Origin of the sequence: Chitinophaga jiangningensis (assembly GCF_900142605.1) — a bacterium.
In the GTDB taxonomy this organism is placed as follows: Bacteria; Bacteroidota; Bacteroidia; order Chitinophagales; family Chitinophagaceae; genus Chitinophaga; species Chitinophaga jiangningensis.
The window spans coordinates 961,525-977,161 of record NZ_FRBL01000001.1; the positions used below are offsets into that span (position 1 = coordinate 961,525).

The following is a 15,637-nucleotide window of genomic DNA, read 5'->3' on the forward strand; positions in this document are numbered from 1 at the left end:
CAAGGCCTGTAAAATTAGTAATAAATTTGGGGAATTCCGGGATGAATTCGGGGCATAATACGCAAGAAATGATTTTTAACAAAATACAATTCCGGATCAGGTCAAATTGACGGATTTTGACATGTATACTGCGGATTGGACACGGCGGGCTGTCAAAATGCCGAAAAAGTAACTGCTCAGCGAAAGGCGGGCCGGCTAATCTAAACGGCGATTATTTAATAAGGAAAGGTGGATTTTTAATTGCAAAATCCGGGGGCTTGTCCGGCGTCAGAAATGCTTTTTCATCGGACCTCCTGAAAATTTTCAAAAAAATGCCATTCATCCAGAAAAACCCTGAAAAGTGTGAATACTTTTTATAAATTTAGTCGTTTTATTACTAGTTTATATAAACCACACAAAACTCCACGTTTATGGCAAAGGCGATTCAGCCGTCTAAATTATTTGTGGCCAGCTGCATGGCATTACTGGTTACTTCCCTGTCCTTCGGTATCCGTGCCGGTATTTTGGGAGACCTGGGAAAACAGTTTGATCTCAGCGCGTCGCAGTTGGGCATTATAGCCAGCACTGCTTTTTGGGGCTTCCCGCTGGCAGTAGTTATAGGAGGGTTTGTGGTGGATATTATAGGCATGAAACGCCTGCTCCTGGCAGCCTTTGTGCTCCACCTTGCCGGCATTCTGCTGACTATATTCGCCACCGGATTCAGTACGCTGTTTGTATCCACCCTTTTTATTGGTATGGCTAATGGTACTGTAGAAGCAGCGTGTAATCCGCTGGTAGCTACCATCTACCCCAATAACAAAACTACCAAACTCAATCACTTTCACCTTTGGTTCCCCGGCGGTATCGTGGTAGGTGCCCTGGTGGTGTTCTTCCTCTCCGGGATGGGCCTCAACTACAAGGTGCAGATGGCTACGATGATCATACCAACATTATTATATGGTTACCTGTTCCTCAAACTGGACTTCCCTGTAACTGAGCGTGTAGCTTCCGGCATCAGCAATGCCCAGATGTACCGCAGCATTGGTAGTCCGCTCTTCATCGTGATCTTTGTATTAATGTTTGGTACCGCTATCACCGAGCTATTTACCGGTCAGTGGATAGAAGTACTGTTAAAAAATGTAACAGAAAATGCCATCCTGATCCTGGCGATGACTGCCGGTGTGCAAACCCTGGGACGTGCTTTTGCAGGTCCTATTGTACATCGCATGTCACCTACCGGCGTACTGTTGATTTCCGCTGTACTTTCTGCCGTAGGCCTGTATATGCTGGCGCATGTGAGTGGAAATATGGTATTTCTGGCCGCCTTCATATTTGGTATGGGCGTAACCTATTTCTGGCCTTGTATGATAGGTTTTGTATCTGAAAATATTCCTGAATCAGGTGCGCTCGGCATGAACCTCGTAGGTGGTGCAGGGATGTTTGCCGTTTCAATTTACACTATCTTCATGGGTGGATTTTACGACAGCATCCTGGCTAAGCAGTTACCTGCCGGCGCCTCACTGGACGCCTATCGTACCGCTGCCGCAGGCACTGAAGAAGCTGCCGCCTTTGCCAAAGCGCAGGCCGTTGCAGGTCCGGAAATCCTGAATGTGACTTTAGTAATTCCTGTTGTACTGATATTTGCCTTTACCGGCCTGTACTTCTATATGCGTAACCGTAAGAAACCGGATATCGCAATTGCCTAAATACATCTCAATTATCTAGATAAAAAGCTGATCTGAATATATGACACGCAAGCTAAGAATGGGAATGATCGGAGGCGGTAAAGATGCCTTCATCGGTGCTATCCACCGTATCGCCGCCAATATGGACGGTCTTATTGAACTCGTTGCAGGCGCACTCAGTATTAATCCTGAAGTGGCCACTGAATCCGGTAAAATGCTGTTCCTCGATCCGGAACGCACTTATACCGATTTCAAAACAATGCTGGAAAAAGAAGCTGCCATGCCGGCAGATAAACGCCTGGATTTTGTTACGATCGTAACCCCTAACTTCGCGCACTTTGAACCTGCGATGATGGCGCTGGACCTGGGTTTCAACGTGGTAATCGAGAAACCGATCACCATCTCCCTGGACGAAGCCAAACAACTGAAAGCCAAGGTAGAAGCTACCGGACTTTCCCTGTTGCTCACCCACACCTACACCGGCTACCCTATGGTAAAACAGGCACGCCAGATGGTGAAAAACGGCGACTTCGGAAAAATCCGCAAAGTATGGGTGGAATACCCGCAGGGCTGGCTGTCTAAACTCAGCGAAAGAGAAGGAAATGCACAGGCCGCATGGAGAACCGACCCTAAACGTTCCGGTAAAGCCGGTGCCATGGGCGATATCGGTACGCATGCCTTTAACCTGGCTGAATATATCACCGGCGCAAAACTGGAAAAATTGTGCGCTGACCTTAATATCGTAGTGCCGGGTCGCGCCCTGGATGACGATGGTGGCGTACTGCTGCGCTTCGACAATGGTGCTTCCGGTGTGCTCATGGCATCACAGGTAGCTGCCGGTGAAGAAAATGCACTGAAAATCCGCGTGTATGGCGAAAAAGGCGGCCTTGAATGGGCACAGCACGAACCTAACACCCTGCTGGTAAAATGGCTGGATAAACCAACCGAAATCTACAGAGCAGGCAACGGATATGGCTTCCAGAGCTCCTACATGACTCATAATACCCGCACACCAGGCGGCCATCCGGAGGGATACCTCGAAGCGTTCGGTAACCTGTACCGTAACTTTGCACAGACGTTATCTGCCAAAATCGACGGCACACAGCCTTCTGCAGAATCCCTGGACTTCCCGGGTGTAGAAGAAGGTATCCGCGGTATGGCGTTTATCGACAACGTGGTGAAATCTTCGCAGAGCGACGTTAAATGGACTAATTTCGAGATCTAATCGGTTAAACGGAAAGGTATTTATGAGAACTATTAAAGGACCTGGTATTTTCCTCGCTCAGTTCATGGGCGATGCAGCACCCTTCAACAGCCTGAAAAGCATTTGCGAATGGTCAGCCTCCATCGGTTTTAAAGGCGTACAGATCCCCAGCTGGGATAGTCGCCTCATCGATCTGCAAAAAGCAGCAGAAAGTAAAACCTATGCGGATGAGATCAAAGGCATCGTAAATGAAGCCGGACTGGAAATCACCGAACTGAGCACGCACCTGCAGGGGCAACTGGTGGCAGTAAATCCTGCCTTCACTGAAATGTTCGATCAGTTTGCACCTGCACCATATCATAATAACATCAACGCACGTACGGAGTGGGCCGTAAACCAGCTGAAATACGCTGCTAAAGCCAGCCGTAACCTGGGCCTTGATGCACACGCTACTTTCAGCGGTGCCCTGCTGTGGGCGCCAGCCATGTACCCATGGCCGCAACGCCCTGCAGGACTGGTAGAAGCCGGCTTTGCCGAACTGGCAAAACGCTGGATGCCTATCCTCAACGCGTTTGACGAACAGGGTGTAGACGTATGCTACGAAATCCACCCAGGGGAAGACCTCCACGACGGCGCCAGCTACGAACGCTTCCTCGAAGCCACAGGCAATCACAAACGTGCCTGCCTGCTCTACGATCCAAGCCATCTCGTACTGCAATGCCTCAACTACCTCGAATATATCGACATTTATCACGAAAGAATCAAAGCATTCCACGTGAAAGATGCTGAGTTTAACCCAACAGGACGCAGCGGCGTATATGGCGGATTCCAGGCATGGATCGACCGCCCCGGACGCTTCCGCTCCCTCGGCGACGGACAGGTAGACTTCAAATCCATCTTCAGCAAACTGACTCAATACGATTACGCCGGATGGGCAGTAATGGAATGGGAATGCTGCATGAAACATCCGGAAGACGGTGCAAGGGAAGGTGCTCCGTTTATTAAAAATCATATCATCCGTGTGACCGACAAGGCATTCGATGATTTCGCAGGCGCCGCCACTGACGACGCTTTCAACAAGAGAATTTTGGGAATCTGATAAAATAACAAGCATCTAAAAAAAACAGAAAAATGAAAAAGAGATATTTGGCGCCGTTTGTATTGAGTGCTTTATTCTTCGCAGCCTGCGGAGGCGGTAGTAATTCAGGAGAGCAACAGGCTAGTACCAGCGAAACTGAGCATGCAGCAGACAACTCCATGGTATCACCTAATGCCGATAAGCCAATGACCAAAGGTCAGGAACTGATGGCACAGCAAGACTGCAAAACCTGCCACAAAGAAGAAATGAAACTGGTAGGCCCGTCTTTCAAAGACATCGCAGGAAAATATCCTAACAACGAAGAAAACGTGGATAAACTGGCTGATAAAATCATCAAAGGTGGCTCAGGCAACTGGGGAGAAGTAGCAATGCTGCCGCATTCCAACATCTCTAAAGACGATGCGAAGGAAATGGTGAAATATATCCTTTCTCTTTCTTCTGCCAACTAATAACCTTTCATCTTCAAAAATGCCAGCATGAAAAAAGTAATTATGGGAGCTGCCCTGGCTGCATTCATGTGCACCGCTGCATCTGCTCAAAATATCAATACACTTACCGCAAAGGAAAAGAAAGCAGGGTGGAAACTGCTATTTGACGGCAAAACCACCACCGGTTGGCATACTTACCTGAAAAATGAAGCCAGCCCTGCTTGGAAAGTAGAAGACGGCGCACTGGTACTCGACCAGGAAGCCAAAAAGAACGGCGCGCCAGGTGGTGACCTCGTTACCAACGATGAATATGAAAACTATGAACTGAGCATCCAATGGAAAATTTCCGAAGGCGGCAACAGTGGTATCATCTTCGGCGTACACGAATCACCTGAGTTTCACGCTACCTACGAAACCGGTCCTGAAATGCAAGTGCTGGATGATGAAAGACATAGCGACGGCAAAATCGTTAAACATAATTCCGGCGACCTCTACGACCTGAAAAAGTCTTCCAAACCTGCCGTAAAACCAGTAGGCCAATGGAACACCGCACAGATCATTAAAAAGGATGGTCACCTTACACTGAAACTTAATGGGGTAACCACCGTTACCACTACCATAGGTACTCCTGAATGGGATGCACTGGTAGCCAACAGTAAGTTTAAAACCTGGAAAGGCTTCGGCAAATATCAAAAAGGCCATATCGCCCTCCAGGACCATGGCAACGTAGTATCTTACCGCGACATTAAGATCCGTCAACTGTAATTACAAGCCCGAACTTTAACGTCCGCCTTCGGCGGACGTTAAAGTTCGGGGGAGCGGGGACCCAAGGTCCCTCCGCTCTCCCGAACAAAAGCAGGTAAGATCCGCCTCAGGCGGATTTTCCTTTTACAGCCATTTTATTATAACAACCACGCACATACGATGAAGAAACTCACCACGTTCCTCGCCTTTTTATTACTGGTGGCCGCCATTTCGGCCAATGCTAAACACAAATACCGCGTGCTGGTATTTTCTAAAACAAAAGGCTTCCGCCACGATTGTATCCCTACTGCCAGGCAAGCCATCATGCAACTTGGCGCAGCAAATAACTTTGCAGTAGACACCACGGAAGATGCCTCCGTTTTTACTTACGATAACCTGAAAAAATACGACGCTGTTATTTTCAGTTGCACCACAGGTGATGTACTGGATAGCGCCCAGCAGGAAGCTTTCATAAAATACATCCACAAAGGTGGTGGGTTTATGGGCATCCATGCCGCTACCGACACGGAATACGACTGGCCATGGTTCGGTAAGCTCTCCGGCGCCTATTTCACCAGTCACCCTAAACAGCAGGTGGCAACCCTTAAAGTGGTCGATAAATCTCATATCTCTACCAAACACCTCCCGGACGACTGGACCCGCAAAGATGAATGGTATAATTTCAGAGATATCAACCCGGATATTCACGTGCTCATTAAAATAGACGAATCTACCTACGAAGGAGGTAAGAACGGCGATAACCACCCGATGTGCTGGTACCATGAGTTCGAAGGAGGACGTTCCTTCTACACCGAAATGGGCCATACCAAAGAGTCTTACGCCGACCCGCTGTACCTGCAGCACCTGCTCGGAGGAATACAATATGCCGCTAACATCAAAGTGAAATAATCCCTTTAAAATTATGAAACCTATTTTCAGACTACTCCTGGTAATAGCCGTTGTTGCTACCGTTGCCGGATGTACGAAAAAAAGAGAAGGCAAGCCCCGCATCCTCGTGTTTACCAAAACCGCGGCGTTCAGGCATGCTTCTATTCCTGCCGGTATCGCAGCCTTTCAGAATAAAATTGCCAGCGACCTGAATATCATTGTTGATACTACAGAAGATGCCAGCAAATTCAATGAAGATACCCTCTCACAATACGCAGCCGTAGTATTCCTCAATACCACCGGCGATGTACTGGACAACTACCAGGAAGCCGACTTCGAAAGATATATTCAGGCTGGCGGCGGCTTTGTAGGTGTACACGCAGGCACTGATACAGAATACGACTGGCCATGGTACAACCACCTGGTAGGTGCGCAATTTGCCAACCACCCGGAAGGTATCCACGATGCTAAACTCCTCGTGAAAGACCAGCAGTTTTTTGATCCGTATAAGCTGCTGGCCACCTTCAACCAGATCGATGAGTGGTACAATTTCAAAAAAATGGACTCCACCCTCAAAGTGCTGATCCAGCTGGATGAAACGTCGTACAAAGGCGGTACCATGAATAATAATCACCCCATCGCCTGGTACCACGATTACGACGGCGGCCGCGCTTTTTACACCGGTATGGGACACACTCCTGAAGCATATTCTCAGGAGAATTTCCTTAACCAGCTGAAAGCAGGGCTGAAATATGCCATCGGTGACAACAAAGTACTGGACTACGGAGCAGCGACCACTATCCGCGTACCTTCCGAAGATCGTTTTACCAAAAACGTACTGGCAGCCGGTCAGTTCTTCGAACCTACAGAAATGACCATCCTGCCTAACCTCGATATCCTCGTGGCACAGCGCCGTGGGGAACTGTTGCTGTATAAACAGGCGGACAGGTCCATTTCACAGGTAGGCTTCCTGCATGTTTATCATAAAACGGAAGTGCCGCATGTAAACGCTGAAGAAGGTTTCCTGGGCCTCGCAGCAGACCCGGATTATAAGAACAACCACTATATCTATGCATTTTATTCTCCCAGAGATACATCGGTAAACCGCCTTTCCCGCTTCACTTTCAAGGATAATAAACTGGATAGCGCATCAGAAAAAATCATCCTGCAATTCTATTCGCAGCGTGATATCTGCTGCCATACCGGTGGCTCTATTGCATTCGGCCCTGATAATCTCTTGTATCTTTCTACCGGTGATAATACTACACCGTTTGATGAGCCGAACCAGAAATACGGCAGCAAAGGTTATGGCCCTACTGACGATCGCCCCGGACATTTGCAGTACGATGGCAGAAGATCCTCTTCCAATACCAACGACCTGCGTGGTAAAATTCTGCGTATAAAGGTTTTGGCAGATGGTACCTACACTATTCCGGAAGGCAACCTGTTTCCGCAGGGTACAGCAGGCACCAGGCCTGAAATCTTTGCGATGGGTACCCGTAACCCTTATCGTATATCCGTGGATCGTAAAAACGGGTATGTGTACTGGGGAGAAGTAGGTCCTGACGCCAACAACGACGACTCCCTCCGTGGCCCGCGTGGCTATGATGAGGTGAACCAGGCTAAAAAGCCCGGCTACTACGGTTATCCGTTGTTTATTGCAGATAACAAACCTTATCGTGAGTATAATTATGAAACCGGTGAAAGTGGTAAATTCTATGATCCCAAAAAACCGATCAACAACTCCCGCAATAATACGGGACTGAAAGAATTACCTCCTGCCGAGCCTGCATTCATCTGGTACCCTTACGCCAAATCAGCAGAATTCCCGCTGGTAGGCGCTGGTGGCCGTAATGCCGAAGCCGGTCCGGTATACTACAGTGAGTTTTATCCGAAAGAAACACGCTTCCCTGATTACTATAACAACAAGCTGTTTATCTACGACTGGGTACGTGGATGGATTATGGCAGTAACTATGGATAAGGATTACAACTATTCGAAAATGGAGCGCTTCATGCCTCACCTGAAGCTGAACGCGCCTATCGATATGGAAATGGGTCCTGATGGCCGCCTTTACGTCCTCGAATACGGTAATGGCTGGTTCAGCAAAAATGCGGATGCAGCCCTCACCCGTATCGATTACAATGGTGGTAACCGCGCTCCCGTAGCCGACATCCAGGTGGATAAACTCAGCGGCGGACTGCCATTCACCGTGAAACTCACTGCTAATGGCAGTAAAGATCCGGACGGCGATAAACTTACTTACCTCTGGACATTTGGTAACGGGAATAAAAAGGAGACTACTGAACCTACTGTTACCTACACATTTACCACTGCCGGCGAATACAATGTAGGCGTGGAAGTAAAAGATAACAACGGTGCCAGCACCCGTAGCCAGCAGATACCTGTGTATGCAGGTAACGAAGCACCAGTGGTAAGCATCAATATCACCGGTAACAAAATGTTCTACTTCCCTGGTAAGCAGGTGCAATACGCGGTAAACGTGGTGGATAAAGAAGATGGTTCTTCCGCCAACGGCAAAATCGATAACAGTAACCTGTATGTAAAAGCCGATTATGTACAGGGCCGTGATAAAGCCGCTATGCCACAGGGCCACCAGATTATCACCGGTGCCATTGCAGGTAAAAACATCATGGAGGTTTCCGATTGTAAAACCTGTCATAAAGTAGATGAGAAGTCCATAGGACCATCCTTCAAACAAGTGGCAGACAAATACAAAGCAGATCCGAATGCACCGGAGAAACTGGCGCAGAAAATCATCAACGGCGGCGGTGGTGTATGGGGTGAAACTGCTATGGCGGCGCACCCGGGTCTCTCTACATCAGAAGCAAAACAACTGGTGGAATATATTTACTCCGTGGGTGGTGCCACCTCCAAAGAGCCGTCACTCGCAGCTTCCGGCAGCATCAACCCTGCCTCAAAAGGACCACTGAAAGACGACGGTGTATTGTATATCCATGCCAGCTATACCGATAAAGGAGCCGCAGGCATTAAACCAATGACCGGTACTGCCAGCGTAGCGCTGTATAATCCGCGTATTCCGGCATCTGCCTATACCAAGGCGGATGGCGTGTCCAGCTTTGAAATCAACGGCATGAAATTCCTGATTCCGGGCATTCCTTCCAGCGCTGTGGAATATGGTGACCTCGACCTCACCGATGTTACTTCCGTAGACATGAACTATATGATCAACGCAGCTACCGATGCAGGCTTTGATGTAACTGCTTTCCTGGATGGCAACCAGATTGGTACTTTCCAGGTAGGACCGGGTGCTCAGCCAATGCAGCCAGCAGCTGGTTCGGTAAAATTACAAGGCGTGAGTGATGGTAAAAAACATACACTGAAATTCGTGTTTAAACCGATTGACCCTGCTAAACAGGCGCAGTTAGGAATCACGACGATTTTGCTGAAATAAATTTATCACAGTAGCTAACCGCGCGCAGCGCGGCACCTACGCCAATAACACCGAAGGTGTCATTGCTTATACCAAAAGGAAAAGGCGCAATCACTTGCGCCTTTTCCTTTAAAAATTGTCCACAGTTCTTATTTCGTATAGTCCTTCGGTTTAGCCCCCATCACAAAGGTGATCACCCCTCCATTCATAATATCACCATGACTGATGGTTAATTTTTTCCACTCTTTACCATTCAGTAATACCTTTTGCACATATACGTTTTTGTCGGATTGATTTTTTACATCAACAGTGAATGTTTTGCCATTCTCTAATTGCAATGTAGCCTTATCCACTGCAGGACTCCCCAGCTCATACTGATCAGCCCCCGGACACATCGGATAAAATCCCAGCGAAGAAAATATATACCAGGCGCTCATTTGTCCGCAGTCATCATTACCGCCAAGGCCATCAGGGCCCGGATGATACATTTTTTTGAGGATCATACGGATACGGTCCTGCGTTTTCCAGGGCTGTCCGGTGTGGTTATACAGGTAGGCTACGTGATGTGATGGCTCGTTGCCATGTACGTAATTACCAATGATTCCGTCACGGGTAATATCTTCCGTTTCAGCAAAATATTTATCCGGCAGCTCCATGGTAAACAGGGAATCCAGGTGTTGGGCAAATTGTTTTTTGCCACCCATCATCTCAATCATTTCAGCCGGATACTGTGGTACATACAAACTGTAATTCCACGCATTCCCTTCAATAAAGCCCTGGTCGTGTGTTTGCAGGGGATCAAAATCTTTCTTAAAGGAGCCGTCGCTCAGGCGCGGACGCATAAAACCGGTGCCGGCATCATACACGTTTTTATAGTTTTGAGAGCGTTTGATAAACTCCTCATATAAATCCTGGCGGTTTAACTTTTTCGCTACCTGCGCAATACACCAGTCGTCGTAAGCATATTCCAGGACTTTGGAAACGGATGCTCCCTGCTTATCCTCGGGAATGTAACCATTATCCATGTAGTATCCCAGGCCATCATAACTACGGTGGCGGGCGGTGGTAACGCAGGCATCCAATGCCCTGGCAGCGTCAAACGGGGCATTGCCTTTCATGATGGCATCCGCGATTACTGATACACTATGGTACCCGATCATACACCAGTTTTCGTTCGCGTAGTGCGACCATACCGGAAGCATATGCTGGGCACTTTGTTCAAAATGCGCCACCATAGAGCGCACCATGTCCGCATTGCGGGCAGGCTGGATCAGGTTAAAGAAAGGATGCAGCGCACGATAAGTATCCCAAAGTGAGAACGTAGTGTAATTCGTATATCCGTTGGTGTTATGCACATTCATATCCAGACCGCGGTAATTACCATCCACATCCATGTAAGTAGTAGGATTGATGAAAGCGTGATACATCGCGGTATAGAAATTCTCTTTCTCTTCTTTTGACGGAGATTGGATGCGGATCTTGTTCAGTTCCTTTATCCACAGTGCCTGTGCATCCCCTTTTACTTTATTAAAATCCCATCCAGGTGCTTCCGTGTTTAAATTATTGAGTGCACCTGTTGTACTTACCGGGGAGATAGCCAGTTTAATTTTGACCTGCTCTCCCGGTGTGGTGTTAAAATCAAACCAGGCACGGATCTGCCGGCCGGCCATTTCAGGGAAGTTATGTGTTTGATCAAACTTTCGCCAAAAGCCACGGTACACGTTGTTTGCATAGTTTTGATGGCCATAGCTTTTAAACGGTTTGGAGAAAGTCATGGCAAAATAGACCGTCCTCGTACGTGCCCAACCGTTAGTTTGGCGATACCCGGTGATGGTGGAATCATTTTCCACGCGGATATAAGTCCATACATTCTTATTTTCATAATTATAGATGTTGGACATCATATCCAGTATGATATGTGCAGGTTCCTTTCCGTTAAAAGTATATTGATGAAACCCTACGCGACTGGTGGCAGTGAGTTCCGCCAATACATCCGGCTCATCCAGTTTCACTTTATAGTAGCCGGCTTCGGCCACTTCGTTGGCATGCGAAAAGGTAGAACGGTAACCTGTTTCAGGATGATCGGCTGTACCAGGGTTGAGTTGCAGCGGGCCGGTGGTAGGCATGATCAGGAAGTCGCCCAGATCAGCATGCCCCGTACCGCTAAAATGGGTATGGCTAAACCCGACAATTGTTTTATCCTCGTATTGATAGCCTGCGCAATACTTATACACATCCTTATTATACTTACCATCCATTTCATAGGGGATAGTATCCGTTTCAGGACTCAGCTGTACTGCCCCAAAAGGCACGGTAGCACCGGGATAGGTGTGTCCCATCTTCATGGTGCCGGTGATAGGCTTTACGTATTGCAATACATTTTCCTGTGCGTTGGCTGCTACTGCAACAGTGAGAAGCAGTGGCGTTAGAATTTTCTTCATGGTTGACATTTAAGAGCTATAAAAAATACATCCCGAAGAATCGGGATGAAATATTTACAGTGAACAATGAAAATCGTTTTCAATTACTTTACCGCAGTAGAGTAAGAGTACGGGAAATCGGCCGGATTTGTTCCTTTGTTCTTCGCCGGACTGGCCCCCATATTGAATATCAGCTTACCGCCATTTTGCAGGTCCTGGTGGCTGATCCAGTTTTTCGTATAGTTTTTACCGTTAAGTGCAGCACTTTGCACATAGAGATTTTTATCGCTATTGGCAGGCGCTTCGATCACCATTTTTTTACCATCTTCCAACGTCATGGTGAGTTTGGTAAACAATGGTGTGCCAAACACATACTGCGGTGTACCAGGGCATACCGGATAGAAGCCCATAGCAGAAAATACGTACCAGGCGGAAGTTTGGCCGTTATCCTCATCACCACAATAACCATCAGGAGTAGGTTTGTATAAACGGTCCATCACCTGGCGGATCCAGTATTGTGTTTTCCATGGCTGGCCTGCGTAGTTATACAGGTAGATCATATGCTGAATCGGCTGGTTACCGTGTGCGTACTGGCCCATGTTCATGATCTGCATTTCACGAATTTCGTGAATCACGCCGCCGTAGTAGCTGTCATCAAATACTGGAGGCATCTTAAATACAGAATCAAGCATCTGCACAAATTGTTCTTTTCCGCCCATTAAAGTTGATAACGCGTTTACGTCGTGGAAAACAGACCAGGTATAATGCCAGGAGTTACCTTCTGTAAATGCATCGCCCCATTTGAATGGGTTAAAAGGTACCTGGAATTTACCATCCTTATTTTTACCGCGCATCAGTTTCGTTTCCGGATCAAATACATTGCGGAAGTTCTGGGAGCGTTTAGCAAAGCGATCCTGTTCAGCTTTAGGTTTGTTTAGGGCTTTTGCCAGTTGTAAGATGGTAAAGTCATCGTAGGCATATTCCAGCGTACGGGCAGTGTTTTCATTAATATCCACATCATAAGGCACGTAGCCCAGCGTGTTGTAGTATTTTACCCCTTTACGGCCCACAGAAGTAAGCGGGCCTTCATTTTCAGAATTTTTCAGTACCGCTTCGTAGAGGGTGTTGATATCATAACCGCGAATACCTTTAATATAGGCGTCAGCGATGAGGGAAGCGGAGTTAGAGCCGATCATACAATCACGATGGCCGGGGCTTGCCCATTCAGGCAGCCAGCCGCTTTCCTTGTAAGCGTTTGCCAGGCCTTCCATGATGTGACTGGTGAGGCTGGGATACATCAGGGTGAAGAACGGATGTACCGCGCGGAAAGTGTCCCAGAAGCCGTTATCCGTAAACATATAGCCTGGCAGCACCTGGCCGTTGTATGGGCTATAGTGTACCACTTCATTTTTAGCGTTGATTTCGTAGAACTTGCGGGGGAAGAGCAGTACCCGATATAGGGAGGAGTAGAATGTGCGCACCTGCTCAGGTGTGCCGCCCTGTACTGCCAGCCTGCCCAGCTCTTTATTCCAGGTATCCTTTGCTTTATTTTTGGTTACGTCGAAGTTATCGTTGCCGATTTCTTTTTGCAGGTTCAGTTCAGCCTGGTCGTAGGAAATAAAGGAAGATGCTGTTTTAATCGTCACTTTTTCCCCGCGTACTGTTTTAAAGCCTACTACCGCGCCACTGTGGTTGGACTGCATTTCCAGCTTTCCGGCCACGAGCACGCTGTCGTGCCAGGTATGTGCAACCGTAAACGGTTTATCAAAATAGATAACAAAATAGTTTTTGAAGTTCGCTGGTACGCCGCCGCTGTTTTTGGTAGTGTAGCCAATGATCTTTTTCTCTTCAGGAATTATTTTGACGTAAGAGCCTTTGTCGAACGCGTCTACCACGAGGAACGAGCTATCGCTGGCAGGGTAGGTAAAGCGCAGTTGCGCGGCCCTTTCAGTAGGCGTGATTTCGGTGGTCACGTCTGCGTCGGCGAGGTATACACTATAATAATAAGGCTTGGTAATTTCTGATTTATGGGAGAACCAGCTGGCTCTTTTTTTCTGGTCAAACTTAATTGATCCCGTTACCGGCATGATGGCAAACTGGCCGTAGTCGTTGATCCATGGCGAAGGCTGGTGTGTTTGTTTGAACCCCCTTATTTTGTCGGCGCTGTATTGATACGCCCATCCGTCGCCCATGGCGCCGGTTTGAGGCATCCAGAAATTCATTCCCCATGGCAGGGCAATGGCGGGATAGGTGTTACCGTTAGACAGGCTTACTTTGGAATCGGTACCCATGAGGGTGTTGACCCATTCCACCGGTTCGCCTGTCTTTTCGACCGTCTGGCTCTTGGCATGGTGCATTAATAAAACAGCTACAGCGAGCAATCCAACTTTTTTCATACTTGTATTTATAAATGGAATACTTACAAAATCGATTTAGCACAGGTGAATTAAAAAAAGATTCTCTGAAGAATCTTTACTATCTCTTTACCGCTACTGGCAATAAATGTATAATTTTTTTCCTGATTGCAGGCAAATATCGGCCAGAATTTTATGGCCGGCAAAATCAGGTGGAGCTGCGCACGATCAACCTGCCGGGAAGGGCCACCTGCGACTCCCTGAGCGGGCCTGATTGTTTGTCGAGCTGCTTCATCAGCAGGCTGATAGCCTTGGCCGCGATACCTTCGATAGGCTGTTCTATCACCGTTATGCCCGGCGGATAGAGGCGGAAGATATCATGGTCATCGAAGCAAATGGCGGCCATATGCTTAGGCATACTGATTTTTAACCGTCCCATGGCTTCGAGGCCCAATATCCCCAGGTAGTTGGTAGCGAAGAAGATAGCGTCCATATCACTATTTTCCTGGATAAAGGCTTCCAGGGTAGCGAGGTTTTGTTCCCGGCTATCATGGTAATTCAGTTCCAGCACGCGTTTCTTACGGAAAGGGATATCTTTTTTCTTCAGTGCCTGTGTATAACTACGCTGGCGCTCAGCTAATTGTATCAGCGACACATCTACGGTTACGTAGCCGATTTTGCGGTAGCCCCTTTCGAAAAGGTGGTCCATGCCCAGTTGTACACCGTGGAAGTTGTCGATTAGCACATACGGCGCCTTAATGCCCGGAAAATAGCTGTCCATCAGCACTACCGGCTTATGCATCTGCAGCAGGCGCCTGATTTCATTTTCCATGCCGGGGGCGGGGGTAATGAGGTAGCCATCTACCATCTGGCGGCCCAGCATACGAATCAGTTCACCACCTTTTTCGGCGTTATTTTCAGTGCTGCAGTAAACTACGTTATAGCCGAGGCGTTCCGCTTCGGTTTCAATGGTACGGGCCAGGCTGGCAAAGAAGCTGCCTGAAATACTTTCTACAATGAGGCCCAGCGTTTTGGATTGCCCGGTACGTAAGTTAACGGCTACACGATGTGGCTCATAGCCGGATTGATTGACCACGCTCATGATTTTCTGCGCTACCTCGTCGCGGATACGCATCTGCTTTGCTTTGCCGTTTAAAACAAACGATACTGTACTAGGTGCTACGCCAGCCATTCTGGCTACATCTTTGAGAGTCAGTCTCTTCATTTGGGAATATTTTGGACAGTTTCCAGAACGCTTTGCCGTGTTTTAACAAATTTTAACAGCATTCTGCCGATTTCCGGGGCCGGAAATTACAAAAATAGTGGCAGACCAGCTTAAATTGCTTATCTTCCCAAAACAGTTTTTTTTTGCTGGATAATATCACACGTGATTTCCACGTTAAGCAAATATAGCTCGCAAT

The 15,637-nt window shown here is 47.8% G+C and carries 10 protein-coding genes; 7 read left to right on the forward strand and 3 right to left on the reverse strand.

Annotation, left to right across the window (positions count from 1 at the left end; genetic code table 11):
* Positions 1-410: 410 nt before the first annotated feature.
* The 7 genes from BUB18_RS04025 to BUB18_RS04055 all read left to right on the forward strand — a co-directional run bounded on the left by BUB18_RS04025 (position 411) and on the right by BUB18_RS04055 (position 9,463).
* A complete protein-coding gene (locus tag BUB18_RS04025) occupies positions 411-1,685 on the forward strand; it encodes an MFS transporter (protein ID WP_073078209.1) in 1,275 nt (424 codons plus the stop codon).
* Positions 1,686-1,725: 40 nt separating this feature from the next.
* Positions 1,726-2,889 carry a Gfo/Idh/MocA family protein gene (locus tag BUB18_RS04030; protein WP_073078210.1) on the forward strand — a complete coding sequence of 388 codons (1,164 nt, stop codon included), beginning with the start codon at positions 1,726-1,728 and terminating at the stop codon, positions 2,887-2,889.
* A 22-nt stretch (positions 2,890-2,911) separates the two neighbouring features.
* Complete coding sequence (locus tag BUB18_RS04035) at positions 2,912-3,967, forward strand: sugar phosphate isomerase/epimerase family protein (protein WP_073078212.1); 1,056 nt, start codon at positions 2,912-2,914, stop codon at positions 3,965-3,967.
* Between the two features lie 32 nt (positions 3,968-3,999).
* Positions 4,000-4,416, forward strand: a complete 417-nt coding sequence (locus BUB18_RS04040; protein ID WP_073078214.1) for a c-type cytochrome — start codon at positions 4,000-4,002, stop codon at positions 4,414-4,416.
* 27 nt (positions 4,417-4,443) lie between these two features.
* Positions 4,444-5,160: a 3-keto-disaccharide hydrolase gene (locus tag BUB18_RS04045; RefSeq protein WP_073078215.1), complete on the forward strand. Its 717-nt coding sequence runs from the start codon at positions 4,444-4,446 to the stop codon at positions 5,158-5,160.
* Between the two features lie 159 nt (positions 5,161-5,319).
* Positions 5,320-6,048, forward strand: coding sequence for a ThuA domain-containing protein (locus BUB18_RS04050; protein WP_073078217.1), 729 nt, complete (start codon positions 5,320-5,322; stop codon positions 6,046-6,048).
* 13 nt (positions 6,049-6,061) lie between these two features.
* Positions 6,062-9,463 (forward strand): ThuA domain-containing protein, encoded by a 3,402-nt coding sequence (locus tag BUB18_RS04055; RefSeq protein ID WP_073078219.1) that lies wholly within the window; start codon positions 6,062-6,064, stop codon positions 9,461-9,463.
* A gap of 128 nt (positions 9,464-9,591) precedes the next feature.
* Here BUB18_RS04055 and BUB18_RS04060 read toward each other — a convergent pair whose 3' ends face one another.
* From BUB18_RS04060 to BUB18_RS04070, 3 genes are all read right to left on the reverse strand, one after another.
* Positions 9,592-11,883, reverse strand: a complete 2,292-nt coding sequence (locus tag BUB18_RS04060) for a GH92 family glycosyl hydrolase (RefSeq protein WP_073078220.1) — start codon at positions 11,881-11,883, stop codon at positions 9,592-9,594.
* A gap of 83 nt (positions 11,884-11,966) precedes the next feature.
* Positions 11,967-14,258, reverse strand: coding sequence for a GH92 family glycosyl hydrolase (locus tag BUB18_RS04065; protein ID WP_073078222.1), 2,292 nt, complete (start codon positions 14,256-14,258; stop codon positions 11,967-11,969).
* 166 nt (positions 14,259-14,424) lie between these two features.
* Positions 14,425-15,441 carry a LacI family DNA-binding transcriptional regulator gene (locus BUB18_RS04070; RefSeq protein WP_073078224.1) on the reverse strand — a complete coding sequence of 339 codons (1,017 nt, stop codon included), beginning with the start codon at positions 15,439-15,441 and terminating at the stop codon, positions 14,425-14,427.
* Positions 15,442-15,637 lie beyond the last annotated feature (196 nt).